Annotated in this window: 18 protein-coding genes; 9 read left to right on the top strand and 9 right to left on the bottom strand. The window is 62.4% G+C overall.

What is annotated here, in order from left to right; translation table 11 throughout:
* Window positions 1-18 precede the first annotated feature (18 nt).
* The 5 genes from HK439_RS00125 (at window position 19) to HK439_RS00105 (ending at window position 6,911) form a co-directional block, all read left to right on the top strand.
* The gene (locus HK439_RS00125; RefSeq protein WP_190289334.1) at window positions 19-2,382 is read left to right on the top strand and encodes an ABC transporter permease; all 2,364 of its coding nucleotides are present in this window, start codon (window positions 19-21) and stop codon (window positions 2,380-2,382) included.
* 13 nt (window positions 2,383-2,395) lie between these two features.
* On the top strand, window positions 2,396-3,601 hold the full coding sequence (locus tag HK439_RS00120; protein ID WP_190289333.1) for an efflux RND transporter periplasmic adaptor subunit: 1,206 nt from the start codon (window positions 2,396-2,398) through the stop codon (window positions 3,599-3,601).
* A 208-nt stretch (window positions 3,602-3,809) separates the two neighbouring features.
* On the top strand, window positions 3,810-5,162 hold the full coding sequence (locus HK439_RS00115) for an aspartate aminotransferase family protein (protein ID WP_190289332.1): 1,353 nt from the start codon (window positions 3,810-3,812) through the stop codon (window positions 5,160-5,162).
* Window positions 5,163-5,164: 2 nt separating this feature from the next.
* Window positions 5,165-6,244: an anhydro-N-acetylmuramic acid kinase gene (locus tag HK439_RS00110; protein WP_190289331.1), complete on the top strand. Its 1,080-nt coding sequence runs from the start codon at window positions 5,165-5,167 to the stop codon at window positions 6,242-6,244.
* A 49-nt stretch (window positions 6,245-6,293) separates the two neighbouring features.
* On the top strand, window positions 6,294-6,911 hold the full coding sequence (locus tag HK439_RS00105; RefSeq protein WP_190289526.1) for a GntR family transcriptional regulator: 618 nt from the start codon (window positions 6,294-6,296) through the stop codon (window positions 6,909-6,911).
* Window positions 6,912-6,936: 25 nt separating this feature from the next.
* Here the strand turns inward: HK439_RS00105 and HK439_RS00100 are convergent, their stop codons facing one another.
* The 6 genes from HK439_RS00100 to HK439_RS00075 all read right to left on the bottom strand — a co-directional run bounded on the left by HK439_RS00100 (window position 6,937) and on the right by HK439_RS00075 (window position 12,773).
* On the bottom strand, window positions 6,937-7,674 hold the full coding sequence (locus HK439_RS00100) for a hypothetical protein (RefSeq protein WP_190289330.1): 738 nt from the start codon (window positions 7,672-7,674) through the stop codon (window positions 6,937-6,939).
* A 142-nt stretch (window positions 7,675-7,816) separates the two neighbouring features.
* Window positions 7,817-9,208: an L-serine ammonia-lyase gene (locus HK439_RS00095; RefSeq protein ID WP_190289329.1), complete on the bottom strand. Its 1,392-nt coding sequence runs from the start codon at window positions 9,206-9,208 to the stop codon at window positions 7,817-7,819.
* 127 nt (window positions 9,209-9,335) lie between these two features.
* Window positions 9,336-9,449, bottom strand: coding sequence for a hemin uptake protein HemP (gene hemP / locus HK439_RS27195; protein WP_209011469.1), 114 nt, complete (start codon window positions 9,447-9,449; stop codon window positions 9,336-9,338).
* Between the two features lie 425 nt (window positions 9,450-9,874).
* On the bottom strand, window positions 9,875-10,336 hold the full coding sequence (gene rirA, locus HK439_RS00085) for an iron-responsive transcriptional regulator RirA (protein ID WP_190289327.1): 462 nt from the start codon (window positions 10,334-10,336) through the stop codon (window positions 9,875-9,877).
* Between the two features lie 131 nt (window positions 10,337-10,467).
* Window positions 10,468-11,505 carry a LacI family DNA-binding transcriptional regulator gene (locus tag HK439_RS00080; protein WP_190289326.1) on the bottom strand — a complete coding sequence of 346 codons (1,038 nt, stop codon included), beginning with the start codon at window positions 11,503-11,505 and terminating at the stop codon, window positions 10,468-10,470.
* A gap of 89 nt (window positions 11,506-11,594) precedes the next feature.
* Window positions 11,595-12,773 carry an NAD(P)/FAD-dependent oxidoreductase gene (locus HK439_RS00075; RefSeq protein WP_190289325.1) on the bottom strand — a complete coding sequence of 393 codons (1,179 nt, stop codon included), beginning with the start codon at window positions 12,771-12,773 and terminating at the stop codon, window positions 11,595-11,597.
* A 183-nt stretch (window positions 12,774-12,956) separates the two neighbouring features.
* Here HK439_RS00075 and HK439_RS00070 point away from each other — a divergent pair, with 183 nt between their 5' ends.
* Window positions 12,957-14,015 (top strand): AraC family transcriptional regulator, encoded by a 1,059-nt coding sequence (locus tag HK439_RS00070; RefSeq protein WP_190289324.1) that lies wholly within the window; start codon window positions 12,957-12,959, stop codon window positions 14,013-14,015.
* 9 nt (window positions 14,016-14,024) lie between these two features.
* Here HK439_RS00070 and betB read toward each other — a convergent pair whose 3' ends face one another.
* The 3 genes from betB to betI are packed head-to-tail and all read right to left on the bottom strand — an operon-like array spanning window position 14,025 to window position 17,807.
* A complete protein-coding gene (gene betB / locus HK439_RS00065) occupies window positions 14,025-15,488 on the bottom strand; it encodes a betaine-aldehyde dehydrogenase (protein WP_190289323.1) in 1,464 nt (487 codons plus the stop codon).
* Between the two features lie 46 nt (window positions 15,489-15,534).
* Complete coding sequence (betA, locus tag HK439_RS00060; RefSeq protein ID WP_190289322.1) at window positions 15,535-17,193, bottom strand: choline dehydrogenase; 1,659 nt, start codon at window positions 17,191-17,193, stop codon at window positions 15,535-15,537.
* Window positions 17,190-17,807 (bottom strand): transcriptional regulator BetI, encoded by a 618-nt coding sequence (gene betI / locus HK439_RS00055; protein ID WP_190289321.1) that lies wholly within the window; start codon window positions 17,805-17,807, stop codon window positions 17,190-17,192. The genes betA and betI overlap by 4 nt, the downstream gene beginning before the upstream one ends.
* A 207-nt stretch (window positions 17,808-18,014) precedes the next feature.
* Here betI and HK439_RS00050 point away from each other — a divergent pair, with 207 nt between their 5' ends.
* From HK439_RS00050 to choV, 3 genes are all read left to right on the top strand, one after another.
* Window positions 18,015-18,959 (top strand): choline ABC transporter substrate-binding protein, encoded by a 945-nt coding sequence (locus tag HK439_RS00050; protein ID WP_190289320.1) that lies wholly within the window; start codon window positions 18,015-18,017, stop codon window positions 18,957-18,959.
* A gap of 86 nt (window positions 18,960-19,045) precedes the next feature.
* Window positions 19,046-19,891, top strand: coding sequence for a choline ABC transporter permease subunit (gene choW / locus HK439_RS00045; protein ID WP_190289319.1), 846 nt, complete (start codon window positions 19,046-19,048; stop codon window positions 19,889-19,891).
* Window positions 19,891-20,919, top strand: a complete 1,029-nt coding sequence (gene choV / locus HK439_RS00040; protein ID WP_190289318.1) for a choline ABC transporter ATP-binding protein — start codon at window positions 19,891-19,893, stop codon at window positions 20,917-20,919. The genes choW and choV overlap by 1 nt, the downstream gene beginning before the upstream one ends.
* Window positions 20,920-20,960: the final 41 nt, after the last annotated feature.

The following is a 20,960-nucleotide window of genomic DNA, read 5'->3' as shown; positions in this document are numbered from 1 at the left end:
AGGACAACAGGCACTGCCATGCACCCGCTGGACCGGAAACTTCTGCGCGATCTCTGGCACCTGAAGGGGCAGGTGCTGGCGATTGCCGTTGTGATCGCCACCGGCGTCGGCGTGATGGTGCAGTCGCTGGGCGCGATCCAGTCCCTGCAGGCAACCGCCGATGCCTATTACGAGCGCTACCGCTTTGCCGATGTCTTCTGCCATCTGAAACGCGCGCCCAAGTCACTGGTCCCCAGGCTCGCCGACATTCCAGGCGTGCAGACCGTCGAGCCGCGGATCGTCGAATATGCAACGCTGGACATTGCCGGCTTCGAGGAACCGGCGACCGCTCTCCTGTCCTCCCTGCCGGAGAGGGGCAAACCGCTGCTCAATCAGCTTGCCCTGCAGAGCGGCCGGCTGGTGGATCTTGCCAAGCCGGAGGAAGTGGTCGTCAATGAAAAGTTCGCGGCGGCGCAGGACCTGACTTTAGGCGACACCGTCCAGGCAGTGATCAACACCCAGAAACGCACCCTGCGGATCGTCGGCATCGCCCTGTCGCCGGAACATACCTATGCCATCGGCCCGGGCGCGCTGATGCCCGACGACAAGCGCTATGCGATTTTCTGGATGGGCGAGCGCGCGCTTGCCGGCGCCTTCGATCTGGACGGCGCCTTCAACGATGTCACCCTGACGCTTCTGCCTCATACGCCTCCTGAAGGCGTCATTCAGCGGCTGGACCGGATTCTGGCGCCTTACGGCGGCAGCGGCGCCTATGCCCGCAAGGACCAGATTTCCAACTGGTTCCTGATGAGCGAAATCGACCAGCTTGCCACCATGGCCCGGCTGCTGCCGTCGATCTTCCTGATCGTGGCGGCCTTCCTCACCAACATGGTGGTCGACCGGCTGATCGCGACCGAACGCGGGGTGATCGGTCTCCTGAAGGCCTTTGGCTATTCCGATCTGGAAGTCGGCTGGCATTACATGAAACTGGTCATGGTGATTGCCCTGATCGGCGTTGTGCTCGGATCGTTCCTGGGCGCGGGGCTCGGCCAGTGGACCACCTCAATCTATGCGCAGATGTACAGCTTTCCCTTCCTGCTGTTCCGCCCGCTGCCCGACAGTTTCCTGATTGCCGGCGGGCTGAGCCTGCTCGCGGCCATGGTCGGCACGGCGAGCGCCGTCCGCCGCGCGGTGCGCCTCGCACCTGCCGAAGCCATGCGTCCGCCGGCGCCGCCGTCCTTTTCCCGTTCCTATCTGGCCCAGACCGGGCTGGCCCGGCTGCTGGACCAGCCGACACGGATGATCTTCCGCCAGGTGTTCCGCTGGCCCCTGCGCTCGGGCCTGACCGTGATCGGCATCGGCATGTCCGTTGCCGTTCTGATCATGGCGCTGCAATGGATCGATTCCATCAACCGCCTGATCGACGTCTATTTCGTCGCCGCGCAACGGCAGGACGTGACGGTCAGCCTGACCGAAGTCCGTCCGCCGTCGGTCATGAGGGACTTTGAAAACCTGCCCGGTGTTCTGGCCGTGGAAGGCCAGCGCAATCTGGATGTGCGCGCCCATCTGGGGCCGCGGAACAAAAGGATGCAGATTTCCGGCCTGCCGGCCAGACAGGGCCTTTATCTCGTCTACGACGACGCGGGCGGAGCCATCGATCTGCCGCCGGACGGTCTGGTAATCTCGACCAAGCTGGCCGAGATCCTGGGGGCAAAGACCGGCGACCGCATCGAACTGGAAGTGCTGGAAGGCCAGAGGCCCATCGTCGAGGTGCCGGTGGTGCGCGTCTTCAACACCTTTATCGGCTATCCGGCCTACATGCGCCTGGAGGCGATCAACCGGATGATGCACGAGACCAATGTGGTCAACACGGTGCATCTGCGCATCGACCCGAACCAGCAGGCAGCACTTTTCGCCAGGCTCAAGGACATGCCGCATGTCTCCTCGGTTACCCTGCGCCAGGCGGCAATCGACATCTTCAACGAAACCATGGCCAAGACCGTCCTGGTTTTCGTAGGCATGTTTGCCGGTTTTGCTTCCGCACTTGCGATCGGTGTCGTCTACAATTCCGCGCGTATCGCCCTGTCCGAACGCGGCCGGGAACTTGCCACCTTGCGGGTGATCGGCTTCACCCGGTTCGAGATTTCCTACATCCTGCTCGGGCAAAGCCTGCTTCTGACGGTGATGGCGCTGCCGGTCGGCTGCCTGATCGGCAACTGGCTGGCGCTCGGCATGGCGAAGTCCTTCGATACCGAACTTTACCGGATACCGGCGGTTATCGAGCCGTCTTCCTTCGGCTATGCCATGCTGGTAACCCTTGCAGCCGCCGCCATATCGGCCCTCATGGTGCGCCGCCGGCTCGACCGGCTGGACCTGATCGCTGTTTTGAAGACGCGGGAGTGACGGAAAAAGAACCATGAGCATCACCTTTCGCCGCATGATCATCTGGGGGCTTCTGCTGGTGGCGGTCGCGCTTGGGGTCGCCTATGCATTGTGGCCGCGCCCGGTGCCGGTGGATCTCCATGTCCTGAAACGCGGCCCCCTGACGGTCAGCATCGACGAGGAGGGCGAGACCCGGATCGAGGATATCTACGAGGTCAGCACCCCCGTCACCGGACGGCTTCTTCGGGTGGACAAGGAAGCCGGCGACGAGGTGAAGGCGAAAGTCGACGTCATCGCCCAGTTGCAGCCGATCGATCCGGAATTCCTGGACCAGCGCACGGAAGCGGAAATGCGCGCCTCCGTCCAGGCGGCAAAGGCCGCGCGCGACCTGGCCGAGGCGAATATTGCCAGGGCGCGGGCCGAACTTGAATTCGCGAAGACAGATCTTGACCGGGTTCGGGAGCTGGAAGGCCGCGAAACCGCGTCCAAACGCCAGCTGGACCAGGCGATACTTGCCTTCGACACCAAGAAGGCGGAACTGGCGACGGCCGAAGCCACCCTGGAAATGAGAACCCATGAGCTGGAACGCGCCAAGAGCCAGTTGATCTCACCGACCGAACTGGTCAATCAGCGGGACGCTTGTGCCTGTATCCCGATCTACGCACCGGTCGACGGCAAGATCCTGCGGGTCCTGAAGAAAAGCGAAGGCGTGCTGCAGGCCGGAACGACCATTGCGGAAGTCGGCGATCCGCGGGACCTTGAAATCGTCGTCGATCTGCTGTCCGCGGATGCGGTCAAGGTCTCGCCGGGGCTGCAGGTGGTCATCGACGACTGGGGCGGCGACAATCCGTTGAACGGTGTGGTCCGCCGGGTCGAGCCCTTCGGTTTCACCAAGGTCTCCGCGCTCGGCATCGAGGAACAGCGCGTCAACGTGGTGATCGACCTGACCGACCCGCCGGAGGCCTATGCCAAGCTCGCCCACGGCTTCCGCGTCGAGGTGTCGATCATCCTGTGGCAGGGCAGCGATATCCTCACGCTTCCCCTGACAGCCCTGTTCCGCGAGGGCGACGACTGGGCGGTCTTTGCGGTCGAGGACGGGCGCGCCATGATCCGCAAGGTCAAGGTCGGTCACGCCAACGGCCTCTCGGTCGAGATAGCCGAGGGCCTGAAAGCGGGCGATACGGTGGTGCTTCATCCGGGCAACAATGTCGAAGACGGCGTCGCCGTCACCGCGCGCTGAAGCTGCAGTTATGTCACCTTTGATGGGTGGGGTCCTGAAGCCTGCACAGGGCTTGGGCACAGGCTGGCCAACTTGCCACAGTTGCGGATGAATTGCCGATTTTGCGTGAAAAGCGAAAATTTCGGGCGTAGTGTCCCAACAGCACGGGCTGCCCGGCCCGTTGGTGTAACCAATCCACAATACCGTTTGATACTCCCTGAGGATGACGATGACCCATCTCCCCAATTCCATTGAAGCGCGCGATATCGCCTATCAGCTTCACGCCTACACGGACGCGCGCAAGCACGAGGACATCGGTCCGATGGTGATCGAGAAGGGAGACGGCATCTACGTCGAGGACAACAGCGGCAAACGCTATATCGAGGCCATGGCCGGCCTGTGGAGCGTCGCGCTCGGCTTCGGTGAAAAGCGTCTGGTGGAGGCCGCGACCCGCCAGATGGAGAAGCTGCCCTTCTACCACACCTTCACCCACAAGACCCATGGTCCTTCGGTGGAACTCGCCGAAATGCTCGTCAACATGGCGCCGGTGCCCATGTCCAAGGTCTATTTCACCAACTCCGGTTCGGAAGCCAATGACACCGCGATCAAGCTGATCTGGTACCGCTCCAACGCGCTCGGTCAGCCGGAGCGGAAGAAGATCATCTCCCGTGTCCGCGGCTACCACGGGGTGACGGTTGCCTCCGCCAGCCTCACCGGCCTGCCGAACAACCACCGTTCCTTCGATCTGCCGATCGCCAACATCCTGCACACCACCAGCCCGCACTACCGGACCATGAAAAAGGACGGCGAGGACGAGGCGGCCTTTGCCAGGCGCTGCGCCCAGGACCTGGAAGACCTGATCCTGGCCGAGGGCCCGGAAACGATCGCAGCCTTCTTCGGTGAGCCGGTGATGGGTGCCGGCGGCGTCGTCATCCCGCCGGACGGCTACTGGGAAGCGGTTCAGCCGATCCTGAAGAAATACGACATCCTGTTCGTCGCCGACGAGGTCATCTGCGGCTTCGGCCGCACCGGCGAAATGTTCGGCACCAAGACCTACAATCTTCAGCCCGACATGATGACCTTGTCGAAGCAGCTGTCCTCGTCCTATCTGCCGATCTCCGCGCTGATGGTGAACGAGAAGGTCTACGGTCCGGTGGCCGACGAAAGCCACAAGATCGGCGTCTGGGGCCACGGCTACACCGCCAGCGGCCACCCTGTCGCAGCCGCGGTCGCGCTTGAAAACCTGAAGATCATGGAAGAGCGGGATATCCTGTCCCACATCAAGTCGGTGAGCCCGAAGTTCCTCTCCCGCCTGAATGCCTTCAACGATCATCCGCTGGTGGTCGAAACCCGCGGGATCGGCCTGATCGGCGCCATCGAACTCGCCCATGACGAACTGTCCAAGACACCGGGCGCGCTCGGCGCCAAAGCTAACGCTGAGTTCCATGCGAACGGCCTGATCTCCCGGAACATGATCGATGCGCTGGCGTTCTGCCCGCCGCTGATCATCTCCGAAAAGCAGATCGACGAGATGTTCGATATCGCCGAGGCCTCGCTGGACAACATCGCCAAGGCGCTCTGACCATGTGGTCCGTGGTCGGCACCATCAGCGGCACGTCAGCCGATGGCATCGACCTTGCCGAAATCGAAACGGACGGCCGCACGGTCGCCCGTTTCGGGCCCGCATCGACGGCCGACTATGCCTACGAGACCCGCGCGGCGATCCTGGAGGCGATCTCGCGCGGCCCGGAGGACCGGTCGGACTGGCCGGAAATTGCTGACCTCGTCACCCGGGACCATGCGGACGCGATCCGCGCCTTCATCGCCGAACACGGTCTTGATGTGGACCTCGTGGTCTTTCACGGACAGACCGTCTGGCATGACCCGAAACAGGGCGAAACGGTCCAGCTCGGCGACCCGCAGGCGCTCGCCGACGGTCTCGGCATCCCGGTCGTCGGCGACCTGCGCTTGGCCGACATGGCCGCGGGCGGGGAGGGCGCACCGCTGGTGCCTGTCTACCATCAGGCCCTGTCGCTGGATCTTCCCCAGCCGCTTTGTTTCCTCAACATCGGCGGCGTCTCCAACCTGACCTATGTCGACGGCAGCACGCTGATCGCCTTCGATATCGGTCCGGGCAATGCGCTGCTCGATGACTGGATCCGGCAGCACCAGGCCGGCGATCAAGATCGCAACGGCGAGATTTCGGCAAAGGGCCGGGTGGATCAAAGCTGGCTGGAAAAGGTGCTTAAGCATCCCTTCTTCGACCGGCCGGGTCCGAAGTCTCTCGACCGGAATGCCTTTGCGCTGCTCGATCTGGACCCGGAAACGTCCCTGCAGGACGGCGCGGCGACACTTGCCGCCTTTACCGCGGCCGTGGTCGCCAGGTCCGTCTCCCTGCTGCCGTCTGACCCGAAGCTCTGGGTCGTCTGCGGCGGTGGCCGGCTGAACCCGACCCTGATGCGCGAGCTCGGTGAGCGGCTCACCGGCGAGGTGGTGCCGGCCGACCGCTACGACATCGACGGCGATGCGTTGGAGGCTCAGGCCATGGCTTTTCTCGGCGCGCGCCTGAAAGCAGGGCTTCCGACCAGCTATCCCGAAACCACCGGCGCGCGCGAACCTGTTGTCGGCGGCAGGCTTTTTGCGCCAAAGTCTCAAATGGCCTGAAAAGGGAATCGGGTTGGAGGAGCGGAAAAACGTGGTAACACCCGTCGTCATGAACGGATCTGAAATCTATCGCAGGCTGATCGGCCTGATCGAGGACCGCGTGCTCAAGCCCGGCGACCGGCTGCGGGAGGCCGAGCTGGCGGAAGAATTCGGCGTCAGCCGCACGCCGATCCGCGAAGGCCTGAAGCGTCTGGAAGCGCAGGGGCTCGCCGTCCACGAACCGAACCGGGGCATGGTCATCCCGACCCTCGATCACGGCCAGATCAACGAGGTCTATTACATGCGCGAGGTGCTGGAGGGCACGGCCGCGGGCCTTGCGGCCAAACATGCCTCAAGGCCCGAGGTGGAAATCCTGCAGGATCTGGTCAAGGCCGACCGCAAGCGCATCGAGGATCAGGACAGCCTGGTCCGCTCCAACCGCGAATTCCACCGCCGCCTGTGCCTTGCCTCGCACAACCGTTACCTGGTCGATCTGATCGACCACCTGCGCCTGTCGCTGATCCTGATGGCAGGCACCACGCTGGACACGCCGGAACGCCGCGAAACCGCGGTCGAGGAACACGCGGCCATCGTCGATGCCATAGCCGCCGGCGACAGCGAGGCCGCCACAGCCGCTGCCAAGCGCCACATCGCCCACGCCCACAAGACGCGCCTGAAGCAAAACTAGAGACAGCAGAACTAGATAGCCGTCTCTAGCCGCGCGGTCCGCCGCCGGCGCGCTGTTCCGGTGTCAGGACCGGCAGCGGGGCCGTTCGCGCTGCCTCTTCTGCCGTTGCCGTGTAGTGCAGGCCGTAGCTTCCGAGAATGATCTCTTCGCTCGCGCCGTTGCTTTGGAAGCTTTCGGGCGAAAGATGCGCGGCCACGGCCTGTTCCAGGGCAGCATCATCACAGGCCGTCACAAGCACCATCCACGGCATTGCCTTGTCGGGACCGCGAAGCGCCTGCTCCCTGGTCATCGGCGGCGGCGGGACCGGCCGGAACAGATGGGCACTGACAATGCCGCGCCTGGAGGTGACGGCGGGCAGGACATCTTGTGCGATCCAGGTTGAGAGCCGCTCTTCCTCGCCCTCAATGGGCAGGAAGCGCAGTGCCATGGCCGCCTGTCCGAAGCCGAAGCCGGAACCGGCCGTGATGTGGCAGAAGCCGCGGATCATGCCGCGGAACCGGAGCATCATCTCGCTGGTCCAGGGCGTCGGATCGTTCAGCCGGTCCAGATAACCCTTGGAGGTTGCGACATCGACATCGCTGACTTCATAGGTGACCAGATACCGAGGCTCCGCGTCTCTTGCCACCCAGCGGGTGGCGCGGCGGAAGCCGGGCACGGAAAGCCGCTCGTGGAAATGCTCGTAGCTGTGCCAGTCGTCGTGATCGGCTGTGTTGCCGTCGATATCGTAAAACAGAACCATCGCGGCATCGCTGTAAAGCGCCATTGCCGAGCCTCCCTCAAGCACGAAAAACAACGGGACATTATTTGCCGGGACCTGCAGTCGCAACAGCGCCGATGCCGCAGTCAGGGGGCAATGCGGAGGCTAAGACATGGAAGCGTAAGGCGATTTCGAAAGGGCGCGGCGCTCAGCACTCGACGATATTCACCGCGAGTCCGCCCGTGGAGGTTTCCTTGTACTGGTCGCGCATGTCGAGACCGGTCTGGCGCATGGTCTCGATGCAGCCGTCCAGCGGCACGAAATGGCTGCCGTCGCCGCGCAGCGCCAAAGAGGCCGCGGTGACCGCCTTGACGGCGCCAAGGGCGTTGCGCTCGATGCAGGGCACCTGGACGAGGCCTGCGATCGGGTCGCAGGTCATGCCGAGGTGATGTTCTAGCGCGATCTCGGCGGCGTTTTCAACCTGCTCGTTGCTGCCGCCAAGTGCTGCGCACAGACCGGCCGCGGCCATGGCCGAGGCAGACCCGACCTCGCCCTGGCAGCCGACCTCGGCACCGGAGATCGAGGCATTGGCCTTGATGATGCCGCCAATGGCGGCCGCCGTCAGCAGGAAGATGCGGATACCTTCCTGGTTGGCGTGCGGGCAATGGTCGAGATAGTAGCGGGTGACGGCGGGGATGACACCGGCCGCCCCGTTGGTCGGCGCGGTGACGACCCGCCCGCCGGAGGCGTTTTCCTCGTTGACCGCCATGGCATAGACGCCGAGCCAGTCCATGACCGTGTGCTCATAGGGCTGGTTGGTGCGCCCCTCGCGGATGAGCTTTTGATAGATCTCGCCCGCCCGGCGCTTCACCTTGAGCCCGCCCGGCAGGATACCGTGTCCGGAGATGCCCCGGTTGATGCAGGCGTCCATGGCGGACCAGATACGGTCCAGCCCGGCATTCACTTCCTCCGGGGACGATTCGGCGCATTCGTTGGCAAGCTTCATCTCCGCGATGCTGCAGCCGGACCGGCAGCCCATCTCCAGCATCTGTTTCGCCGAGGCGAAAGGGTAGGGGACGTCCTGGTTCTTCAGTTCGTCCCGCGCATTGCGGGTGTTGCGCATTTCCGCCTCGGTGACGACGAAGCCGCCGCCGATGGAATAATAGACGAATTCGTCGATCATCTCGCCATCGGCGCCGAGCAGGCGGAAGGTCATGCCGTTGGAATGCGCTTCCAGAGGCGGCCCGTAATCGAAAACGACATCGGTTTCCGGGTCGAAATCAAGCGGCGGCAGGCCGTCGGGCGTAAGCCGTTTCTCCTGGCCGAGCTTCTCCAGCATCGGCGCGACTTGGTCCGGATCGAGCGTGTCCGGTGTTGCGCCCATCAGGCCCAGACACACCGCGTGATCGGTGGCGTGGCCCTTGCCGGTAAAGGCCAGCGACCCGTGCAGCGTGACCGTGATCCGCTTTGCGCGGGCCTCCACCTCCGGCAGGTCGGCAACGCGGTCCAGAAAGCGGCGGACCGCGACCATGGGACCGACCGTGTGGGAACTGGACGGGCCGATGCCGATTTTGAAGATGTCGAAGACACTGATGAACATGCGCGACCATTTCGCAGGAACCGATCATGCAATCATGGCCCGCTTTTGGCCCCGCGTCACCCGCGCGGAGCGGACTTTTCTTGTCCGCAGGCGACATTGACCGGGGAGGGGCGTTCATCCGGTCCCGCTATTTGGTGAGAATGAGCTTGCCGAGCTTGGTGATGGTCAGCCGGTAGGTATCGGAATTATGCAGGATCTTCAGTTCCCGCCTGCCTTTGAAAAGGGTTCTGGTGTCCAGCATGTCCGACCCCGGTTGGCCGGGGGCGTCGGACGCCCTGCGGGGGGAAGGAAGCGAGAGCCTTTCACGGCGCGGTTTCGAGGTCTGCATCGAAAATACCCGATATTTCAAAAGATTAGAAACGTTATAAAGTTGAGTTTTTAACTCAGCTTTATACTTGACACAGATACTCAAGTTTAAGTATGAAGGCAATGCCTGATTTGCGGCGAAGCGGAATTCGCGTCCTCTGCAAGCCGCTCAGGCCGGCTGAACAAGCCGAAATGTCCGGCAAGCCAACCGCCCTCTCCTCTCCCTCAGCGGTAAGCCAGCCAGGACATTTCTTCAAAGGCGGGAAGGGCGGTTCATTTGGCCGCATTCAGACGCAAAATATCCCCCGCCGCATCGCCTGCGGCAGGTCACCTCAAAACAATCCGGAAAATGGAAAAGCGTTAGTTGGTGGCAGCCATGGGCTGGCCGGTTTCGATCTTCAACAGATCGCGCATGCTCATGCGGTCTTCGGCCAGATCTGCGATCGTCTTGGTATCGAGCACGTCCATGAAGGCTTCGAGCGCTTCATGAAGCAGGCCGTTGAAACCGCAGGACAGGATCAGCGGGCAATCCTTGCGGCCGCTGTCGAAACACTCGGCCAAGAGGAAGCTTTCTTCCGCCGCGCGCACGACTTCGCCGACAGTGATTTCCGATGCCGGCCGGGCCAGCATGACACCGCCGTTGCGCCCGCGGATGGTCTTGATCAGGTTCGCGTCGACGAGAACCTTCATGATCTTGAAAAGATGCGTCTCCGACATGTCGAAGCTGGCCGCAATATCGGCAACCTTGCTCGGCTTGTCGTTGTTGACCGCGCAATACATGAGAGCACGGACGGCGTAGTTGGTTTGTTGAGTCAGGCGCATGGCAATAGATATGGTCGCTCGGACGGGGATCGTCAACGGTTATATTTGAGTGTCAGACCCACCTTTTAGCCCAAAATTCCAGTTTTTTGAATATTTAAGTTTCAAAAAACGGCCTGAGCAAAATCCGCACCCTAAGGCTGGTCGGGCAGATTGTCCTTCATGAAAATGTCGATGCCGATGGTTTCCTGGTCGTCGAGAACGGGCGTGCCGTCGCACAGCGCTTTCAGGATGCGGGTCGCGCTGCGCACTTCGTGCCCCGCATTCTGGGCGATGAGCGCATCCATGGTTCCGTTGAGGAGCGCAGCCCGGGTGTAGGGCGTCAGCTCGTGGCCGATAAAGGTGATGTCCCGGGCGCGGGCGCTTTTTTCCAGGGCCGCGATCACGCCGCGATTGCCGGCGCCGATGTTGTAGAACCCGGGGAGATCGGGATGCTCCGATAGGAGCTTGCCGACGATATCCTCGTTCTTGCCGTTGTCGTCACGCCCTTCGCGGACCTTCAACAAGTCCAGATGCGGGAACTCGTCCGAGAGCACTTTCGCGAAGCCCGTATGCCGCTCCGCGTGGTCGCGCAAGCCGAGGGAGCCGGCGATCACGGCGATCTTCCCCGGCGCCTTCGGCAGGAACCGGCCCATAAGCCGGCCGGCCGCGCGCCCGGCGGCCATGTTGTCGATGCCGATGAACCGCCGGCGCATGGAGGCAGGGTGGTCGGACACCAGCGTGACCACGTGCACGCCGCGGTCCTGCAGCCGGTCGATGGCAGCCCGCACCTCGGGAAAGGCGGGAGCGACCACGGCGACCCCGTCGCAGACCGACTTGTCCAGGATCGCCAGCGTTCCCGCAACCCGATGCGCGTCGAAGGCGTCGATCGGTTCGATGTGAATGTCGACGCGCTCGCGCAGAAGCGTTTCGGCATGCTTGCGCGCTTCCTGGTTGAGGTCCTCCATGAAGGCGTTCGGGCCGTTGGGGATCAGGAACTGGAACCGGTAATTGCGCTTCTTGGCGAGATTGGCGGCGAAGATGTCCCGCGTATAGTTCAATTCGTCGGCGGCGGCCTGCACCTTCTCGATGGTGATCTTGCGTACGCCCGAACGGCCGTTCATTACACGGTCAACGGTGGCAAGGCTGACACCGGCCTTTTCCGCCACATCGTGGATCGTTACCCGTTTCATGAATGCTCCCCGATACATCCCGCTTTTTGCCGAGTATAACGGCATCTGAGGTACGGTCATCCATTTATTGTGCAAAGCAGCATTTTTTACTAAACGGCCTGTCCCGCGGCATGTCCCGACGACCACGCCCACTGGAAATTGAACCCGCCGAGATGACCGGTGACGTCGACCACTTCGCCGATGAAATGAAGGCCGGGAACCTTTGCCGCTTCGAAGGTCCTGGACGAGAGGTCCTTCGTATCGACACCGCCGAGCGTGACTTCCGCCGTGCGGTAGCCTTCCGTGCCGGCCGGTACCAGTTGCCAGCGGTTGATAAGGTCACCGGCGCGGCGGAGCACCTTGTCGGAACAATCCGCCAGCCGGCCTGTGAGCTTGAACTCCGCGGCCAGTTCGTCCGCCAGGCGTTTGGGCAGGAAAGCGGCAAGGGCGGTTTTCAGATCCTGCTTCGGCGTTTCCGTCCGCGCCGCGCGCAGGGTTTCAAAGGCATCCTGTTCCGGCGCCAGGTTCACCGTGATCGGCTTGCCCTCCTGCCAGTAGGAGGAAATCTGCAGGATCGACGGGCCCGACAGCCCCCGGTGGGTAAAAAGCAGGCCTTCGCGGAAAAGGGTCTTCTGGAAGGAGACGACGGCGTCCACGGAAACGCCTGCAAGCTTCGCGCACAGCGCCTTGTTGGCGTCGGAAAAGGTGAGCGGCACGAGTGCGGGGCGCGGCGGAACCACATTCAGGCCGAAGCGCTTTGCCACGTCATAGCCGAAACCGGTCGCGCCCATCTTCGGGATCGACGGTCCGCCGGTGGCGATCACCAACGACCTCGCACGGATGGTTTCATGGTTGGTTTCGACGGAAAACCTGTCATCGGGCTTCGAGAGGCCGGTTACGGAGGTTTCCAGCTTCAATGCGGCCCCAGCCTTGTCGAGTTCCGAAAGCAGCAGGTCGATGATGTCCCTGGCGCTGTCGTTGCAAAAGAGCTGGCCAAGGGTTTTCTCGTGCCAGCCGATGCGGTGCCGGTCGACGAGCGCCAGGAAATCGTGCTGGGTGTAGCGCTTCAGGGCCGAGATGCAGAACCGCGGATTTTGCGACAGGAAGTTCTGCGGCCTGCAGTGAAGATTGGTGAAATTACAACGGCCGCCGCCGGAAATCCGGATCTTTTCGGCCGGCTTCTTCGCATGGTCGATGACGAGCGTCCGCCGCCCGCGCTTGGCCGCCTCGATGGCGCACATGAGCCCGGCCGCGCCGGCGCCGATTATCAGGACATCCAGATCTCGCATAGTGTCGGCTTATAGCTGTCTGCCGCAGGGAAGGCTGCAAAAAATGTCGCGCGGGGCAGGAGGAAAAACTTGGCGTAATGTGACATGAAATTTGTCGCAACGCGCCGAATTGTTTGACATGCGAACTGGGCCGGGGCTAGCGTTTGGAGATCGTTTTCGTTCGATCCGGCGCCGGGGGAGCCCATGGCCAAGTCACCTGGAAAGATTTACGCGCAGTTGCTCGTAAGTACCCGGGCTCAGCTCGAAGCTCTGGGTTTCGACTGGGGCGACGTGGCAAGCGAAATCGGATTCGATCCCAAGGTGACCGATGATCCGGAAGGTGTCGCGTCATCGGAAGTGTACCTTGAAATTCACGAGTATCTCGCCAGGGTCACCGGAAACGACGCCATCGGCGTGACCTTGGGATCTCAGGTGCCTGTCGGAACGGTCAAGGTTTTCGACTATGTGGCGCTCACCGCGCCGACCATTGCCCAGTCCCTGGAGAATTGGCGACGTTTCGAACGGATCCTTTCCAATATCACGCAGAGTTCGCTCAGCGACGAGAACGGGAAACGCTACCTGTCCCTGCAGATCAGCAATCTGTATGGCCCCCGCACTCAGTTGACCGCGAAGGCGATGTCCTTTGCGGCAAGCCGGATCAGGCACATGCTGGGCGGGATGGAAGTGGAACTGAGTTTCGACTTTACCCAGGTCAGGCCCCGTGAAATCGAGACCTATCGCAGGATCCTGGGCAGAAACATCCGGTTCGGCTGCGAGGAAGACCGTATCGGTATTCCGCTTGAGGTGATGAACGTCGCGCCTTTGGGGGCAGAGGAAAATCTGTATCAACTGGTCGAGAAAACGGCGCTTGCCAGGCTCTCCGGCAAGCACATCGAAGAAAATCACCTGGACAATATCTCCCGCGCGATAAACGAAGCCCTGAAAGAGGGCGATCCGTCTCTCGAGACTGTCGCCCGGAAAATGGCGATGTCGAAACGGGCGCTGCAACGGAAAATGGAGGAAAACGGCCAGACCTTCCGGCAGGCCGTCGACCGGGTACGAAAGGTCCTTGCCGAACAGTATCTGAAGGAAGGCAAGCTGCAACTGAGCGAGATCGCCTATTTGCTTGGCTACTCCGAATTGAGCACCTTTTCCCGGGCCGCGAAGACCTGGTTCGGGGTGTCGCCCAAGGCCTACAGACGCGGCGAAACAGCCCCCGCGGCCAGCAGCCCCCGACCGGCGCTCCGCGCCGGTGGAGCTTAGGGTCAGGACCTAAAACGCAGCCTCGACCCCGCCCATTTCAACGTAGACGCTCTTGATCTGGCTGTGATGCTCGATGGCCGCGTGGCCGTTCTCGCGGCCCATGCCCGATTTCTTGTAGCCGCCGAACGGCATTTCGACCGGGGTCAGATTGTAGGTGTTGATCCAGCAGGTGCCGGCCTGCAGCGCGTCGATCACCCGGTGGGCCCGTTGGATGTCCCTGGTGAAAACGCCGGCGGCCAGGCCGAACTCGGTGTCATTGGCGCGCGCGATCACGTCGGCCTCGTCGGAAAAGTCTAGAACGCACATGACCGGCCCGAAGATCTCTTCGCGGGCAATGCGCATGCCGTCGGTCACGTCGGCAAAGACGGTCGGCTCGACGAAGAGGCCATCGGAGAAGGCGGGAATATCCGCCCGTTTGCCGCCGCAGACAAGCCGTGCGCCTTCCTCCTGGCCGATCATCATGTAGCCCAGCACCTTGTCGAGCTGCGGTTTCGACACCAGCGGCCCGATACTGGTCGCCTCGTCGAGCGGATCGCCGAGAACGGCATTGGCCGTCCGTTCCGCCAGCCGGGACAGGAACCTGTCCCGGATTGCGCTGTGCACGAAGACACGGGTGCCGTTGGAGCAGATCTGGCCGCTGGAATAGAAGTTGGCGTTGATTGCCGCCGAGACCGCGTTGTCGATGTCGGCATCGTCGAAAACGATCAGCGGCGACTTGCCGCCCAGCTCCAGCGTCGTCTTTTTCAGGTGCTCGCCGGCAAGGGCTGCGACCTTGGCGCCGGTCGGAACCGAGCCGGTCAGGGACACCTTTGCGACTGCCGGATGCGAGACGAGCTGCGCGCCGACATCGCCGTAGCCCTGTACCACGTTGAACACCCCGTCCGGCAGGCCCGCCTCGGTCAGGATTTCGGCGAGTTTCAATGCGGTGAGCGGTGTGACCTCGGAAGGCTTGAAGATCATGGCGTTGCCGCAGACAAGGGCGGGTGCGGCCTTCCAGCAGGCGATCTGGATCGGATAATTCCACGCGCCGATGCCGACACAGATCCCGAGCGGTTCCCGCTTGGTGTAGGCAAAGGACCCGCCCAGATCGATATGCTCGCCGGCGAGCGTTGCCGCCAGCCCGCCGAAATACTCAAGGCAGTCGGCGCCCGAGGCCGCATCGGCAATCAGCGTTTCCTGCAGGGGCTTGCCGGTGTCGAGCGTTTCCAGGATCGAAAGATCCCGGTTGCGCTCGCGTATCAGCCCGGCGGCCCGGCGCAGGACGCGCCCGCGTTCCGCCGGTGCCGTGGCCGCCCAGATCTTTTGCCCTTCGACGGCGGCGCTGACTGCCGCCTCGACGGTTTTTTCGTCGGCGCCATAAAGCGAGGCGATTGCTTCTCCGGTTGCCGGATAGATCGACGGGAAGGGATGCCCCTCCGGGCTCTCGACATACCGGCCGCCGATATAGTGGGAGGCTTTGGGCTGTGCGCGCATCTGCGTCTTCTTGCGTTCGCTCGTTGTTTTCGCCGAAACGCGGTCGCTACCGCTGGTGCGTTTCCCATTCCGGATGGATCCACGGTTCCGCATTGGAGGCGGGCAGGGGATCCTTGCCGAGAATGTGGTCGGCCGCTTTTTCGCCCACCATGATCGACGGGGCGTTCAGATTGCCGTTGGTGATCTGCGGAAAGATCGAGCTGTCGGCAACCCGAAGCCCGTCCACACCGATCACCCGGCACTCCGGGTCGACGACGGCCATGGGGTCGCTCGCCTGTCCCATCCGGCACGTTCCGCACGGATGATAGGCGCTTTCGACGTGCTCGCGGATAAAATCGTCCAGGTCTTCATCGCTTTGAACGGCGGCTCCCGGCTGGATTTCCTTGCCCCGGTAGGGGGCGAAGGCCTCTTGGGCGAAGATTTCCCGGGTCAGGCGGATACAGGTTCTGAAATCCTGCCAGTCGCTCACCTCGGACATGTAATTGAACAGGATCGACGGCTTGGCCAGAGGATCGGCGGAGGTCAGTCTGACCCGGCCGCGCGACCTGGAGCGCATCGGTCCCACATGCGCCTGGTATCCGTGGCCTTCCGCGGCCGCCTTGCCGTCATAACGCACGGCGAAGGGCAGGAAGTGGAACTGGATGTCCGGATAGTCGACGCCCGCCTTGGAGCGGATGAAGGCGCAGGATTCGAACTGGTTGGAGGCGCCGAGCCCCTTTCCGGTGAACAGCCACTGGGCGCCGATCAGGGCCTTGGAAACCAGGTTCCAGTGCTTGTAGAGCGTGATCGGCTGGATGCAGGCCTGCTGGATATAAAGCTCCAGATGGTCCTGCAGGTTTTCTCCGACGCCGGGGCGGTCGGCGATCACGTCGATCCCGTGCTCGCCAAGCTGTGTTGCCGGGCCGATGCCGGACTGCAGCAGGAGCTTGGGCGAATTGATGGCGGAGGCCGAGATGATCACTTCGCGCCGGCAGGCGACGGACCGGATTGTCTTGCCCGCCTGGTATTCGACACCTGCTGCCCGCTTGCCGTCAAACAGGATCCTGCGGGCGAAGGCGCCGGTGATCAGCGTGACGTTCTGCCGTTTCAGCGCCGGTTTCAGATAGGCGTTGGCGGCGGACCAGCGCCGGCCCTTGCGGACCGTCATCTCCATGTCGCCGAAGCCTTCCTGTTTCTGCCCGTTGTAATCGGGTGTCGTCTCGTAGCCGGCTTCCGCGCCGGCCTGGACGAAGGCGTCGAACAGCGGGTTCCATTTGGTGCCCCGGGTCACATGCAGGGGGCCGTGGGTGCCGCGCCAGTCGGAGCTGACCCCGTGCGCGTGTTCCAGGCGCTTGTAATAGGGCAGTACGTTTTTAAAGCCCCATCCGGCGGCGCCCAGTTCTTCCCAGGTGTCGAAGTCGCGGGCGTGGCCGCGCACATAGACCATGCCGTTGATCGACGACGACCCGCCGATCACCTTGCCGCGCGGCGTCGCGAGCCGCCGTCCGCCCAGATGGGGTTCGGGATCGCTGTCATAGCCCCAGTCGTACTGGGACATGTTCATCGGATAAGACAGGGCCGCCGGCATCTGGATGAAGGGTCCGGCGTCGCTGCCGCCGTATTCCAGCACCAGGACGGAGACGGACGGATCTTCCGACAGCCGGTAGGCGAGCGCGCAGCCGGCCGAACCGGCGCCGACAATGACGAAGTCGAAAGTGTCGCTCATCGCGCGGTTCCACTTGCCCCTGAAGTGTCTGACCGGTGGACGAAAATCTGGGCTTCGACGTAGTCTTCCACCATGCGGATCGCGGACATCGGGTCCGGTGCGCCATCCTTCAGTGCCCGCCGGATCCAGACGCCGTCGATCATCGAGGCGGTTCCCTCGGCGACCCGTTTGGAGTCCTTTGCGGGCATGAAGGCCTTGAGGTTGAAGGTCAGGTTCGAGGCCAGCCGGGCGGCATAGATCCGCAGCAGGCGCCGGCTCGTCTCCGTCGTCTGCGCCTGAACGTAAAATGCGAGCCAGGCGGCAATGACCGCTTCACGGAACTGCTCTGGCGCGAAATTGCCCTCGATGATCGCCGAAATCCGCTCGCGAGGGGTTTCCGCCCTGGCAAGGCGGGAGCGGATCTGCTCTCCCAGGTCATTCAGGAGATGGCGCATGGTTGCGGCCAGCAACTGGTCCTTGGAACCGAAATAGTGATGGGCAAGGCCGCCGGAGACTCCGGCGCGGCGGGCGATCTGGGCGATGGTGACATCGCAGAATCCATTCTCGTGGATGGCATCCACGGTTGCCGCAATCAGGCTGCGCCGGCGCTCTTCTTCCATACCGATCTTGGGCATCTGCGATCTCCCGTATGATCCGTGCTTAATTTTAATTGAACAGCCAATCAATGAAAACTTGTAAAAAATAATGGATGATGTTTCATTTGTCGCAATTCGAAGGGGTAAGCGCGGACAAACGCGCAAATTCGAAATGAGACCATTGTTTCCGGTGGGCATCTTGCTGTCCAATAGCGGAAACAGGGCATGCAAAAAGGGGATCAAACCATGAAGAAATTTTCCGCGTTTCTTGGAGGTCTTGCGCTGTCGGCCATGGTCGCAGGCACCGCATTCGCTGCAGAACCTGACAGCTGCAAGACCGTTCGCTTCTCCGATGTCGGCTGGACGGACATCACCGCGACCACGGCGGCGACCACGACCGTTCTAAAGGCGCTCGGCTACGATACGGATATCAAGATCCTGTCCGTACCGGTGACCTATGTTTCCCTGAAGAACAAGGACATTGACGTCTTCCTCGGAAACTGGATGCCGACCATGGAAGGCGATATTGCGCCCTATCGCGAAGACGGGTCTGTCGAGACCGTCGGCGTCAACCTGGAAGGCGCCAAGTACACGCTCGCCGTGCCGAAATACACCTATGACAAGGGCCTGAAGTCCTTCGCCGATATCGCCAAGTTCAAGGACAGCCTGGACGGCAAGATCTACGGCATCGAGCCGGGCAACGACGGCAACCGCCTGATCATCGGCATGATCGACGAGGACGCCTTCGGCCTGAAAGGATTCGAGGTGGTGGAATCCTCCGAGCAGGGCATGCTTGCCCAGGTGGCCCGGGCCACCAAGCGCGATGAAGACATCGTCTTCCTCGGCTGGGAACCGCACCCGATGAACGCCAATTTCGATATGGCATATCTCGATGGCGGCGATGACTATTTCGGTCCGAACTACGGCGGTGCAACCGTCTACACCAACGTGCGCGCCGGTTACACCGAGGAATGCCCGAACGTCGGCAAGCTTTTGAAGAACCAGAAATTCACGCTCGCCATGGAAAACGAGATCATGGGCGCGATCCTGGATGACAGCGAGGAACCGGCCGATGCGGCCAAGGCCTGGCTCAAGGATCATCCGGCGACGTTCGAAGCCTGGCTCGATGGTGTGACCACCCGTGACGGCGGCGATGCGATGGCTGCGGTGAAAAGCGCTCTCGGCCTCTGATCCGAACGATTGACGCCGGAGGCTTTTCGTCTCCGGCGTTCTCACATTTCGATTTGATCTGACTTGAGACGGGCGGGGACATCTCATTGGAATGGCTGACTGATAACAAGATCCCGATCGGCAAGGGGGCCAAGGCGGTCGTCGACTGGCTGACCGACAACGCCGCCTGGTTCTTCGATGGCATCTCCTATGCGCTCGCAGCGATGATTGACGGGATCCTGTGGGTGTTGCAGGCGCCGCACCCGCTTTTCGTTGTCGTTGCCGTGACCAGCCTGGCCTGGTTCGTACGGCGCAACATTTCCTTCCCGCTGTTCGTTCTGGCTTCGCTGCTGCTGATCATCAATCAGGGCTACTGGGAAGAGACCACCGAAACGCTGGCGCTTGTGATCGGTGCGTCGGTGGTCTGCATGGTGGTCGGGGTGCCGATCGGCGTGGCTGCAGCGCACCGCCCGAAACTCTATGCCGCGCTCCGGCCGATCCTCGACCTGATGCAGACGATCCCGACCTTCGTCTATCTGATCCCGGCCCTGATCCTGTTCGGGCTGGGCATGGTTCCAGGCCTGATCGCAACCGTGATCTTCGCCATTCCAGCGCCGATCCGGTTAACCCAGCTCGGTGTCTCGTCCACACCCGTCCAACTCCTGGAAGCAGGCCAGGCCTTCGGCGCGACCAGGTCCCAGCTTCTGTGGAAGGTGGAACTGACCTATGCCCTGCCGCAGATCATGGCCGGCCTCACCCAGACGATCATGCTGTCGCTTTCCATGGTGGTGATCGCAGCCCTGGTCGGGGCGGACGGTCTCGGCGTACCGACGCTCCGGGCTCTGAATACGGTCAACATCGCCAAGGGGTTCGAGGTTGGCGTCGCCATCGTCCTCGTCGCCATCGTGCTCGACCGGTTCTTCCGCACGAAGTCCGGTGAGGGAGGGCGCTGATGACGGAGCCGGTCGTTTCCTTCAACAATGTCGATATCGTCTTCGGCAGCAAGCCGCAAACCGCTTTGCCGCTGATCGATGCAGGCATGAACCGGGCGGAAATCCAGGACAAGACCGGCCAGGTCCTCGGTGTGGCCGGTGCGACGTTCGATATCAACGAGGGCGAGGTGATCGTCCTGATGGGCCTGTCCGGATCGGGCAAGTCAACGTTGCTTCGGGCCGTCAACGGCCTCAATCCGGTGATCCGGGGCGAGGTGCTCGTCCGCAATGGCGACAAGACCGTCAATCCGGCGACCTGTTCGCAAGAGGAATTGCGCCAGCTGCGCCGGCACCGCATTGCCATGGTGTTCCAGCAATTCGCTCTCCTGCCCTGGCGGACAGTCGCCGAAAACGTCGGCTTTGGTCTCGAACTGTCAGGCATGAAACCCGCCGAGCGGCGCGAAAAGGTGTCTCATCAGCTTAAACTTGTCGGCCTTGAGGGCTGGGGCGGAATGCAGGTGCACGAACTTTCCGGCGGCATGCAGCAGCGGGTGGGTCTGGCCCGGGCCTTTGCCACCGAAGCGCCGGTCCTCTTGATGGACGAACCGTTTTCCGCGCTCGATCCGCTGATCCGCGACCGTCTGCAGGACGAGCTTCTGGACTTTCAGGCGAGCCTCAACCGCACGATCATTTTTGTCAGCCACGACCTGGACGAAGCCGCCAAGATCGGTTCCCGGATCGCGATCATGGACGGCGGGCGGGTCATCCAGCTCGGCACCCCGCAGGAAATCGTCAGGAAACCGGCCAACGACTATGTCGCCGATTTCGTCGGCCACATGAACCCGCTCAATGTGCTGCGGGCCAAGGACATCATGTCCGCCTGCGACCGGACACCGGTGCCGGAAGGTGCGGTCACCTGTCTTGCCGCGACACCGTTGCGCGATGTCATCAAGCTGAAACGCCAGTCGGAGACCGAGATCCTGGTCGCCGAAGAGGGCCGGGTGCTGGGCCGGATCGGTGAGGGCGAGCTGCTCGACAGCATGATCTGAGTATCGCGATCAGTTGCCCGCGGACAAGCCGCAACGCGTAT

This window comes from Roseibium aggregatum (assembly GCF_014692675.1).
GTDB lineage: Bacteria > Pseudomonadota > Alphaproteobacteria > Rhizobiales > Stappiaceae > Roseibium > Roseibium aggregatum_C.
This window is presented reverse-complemented; position numbering and strand designations above follow the sequence as displayed.